This is a genomic window from Priestia sp. SIMBA_032, assembly GCF_046535215.1.
In the GTDB taxonomy this organism is placed as follows: domain Bacteria; phylum Bacillota; class Bacilli; order Bacillales; family Bacillaceae_H; genus Priestia; species Priestia aryabhattai.
Genome location: NZ_JAWRXD010001602.1, coordinates 1 through 234 on the forward strand (window position 1 = coordinate 1; position 234 = coordinate 234).

Below are 234 nucleotides of genomic sequence, written 5' to 3' on the forward strand. Positions count from 1 at the left end.
GTTGGTTCCATCGCCCGTGGTGTAGGCGTCGATGCGGTTCTTGATGGTCTGGCGGTTGGTGCCCTGGTCGATGGGCATCGAGTCCCAGTTGCGCCCGCTGTTGCTCGTGTTACGAGGGGCGGTCTCGGCGAAGGTGAAGAGTGCGACGGACGAGCCGGAGCCCGCGAGCGCGTCGACCATGTCCTTCGCGGCGCTCTTGAGAGTGTCGGCGTACGGCGTGACAGAACCCGACAG

Annotated in this window: 1 protein-coding gene; it reads right to left on the minus strand. The window is 65.4% G+C overall.

Features of this window, described 5'->3' with window-relative positions; genetic code table 11:
* Positions 1 to 234 (minus strand): vWA domain-containing protein (locus SB717_RS39705; RefSeq protein WP_410908849.1); only part of this gene is annotated, 234 nt, incomplete at both ends.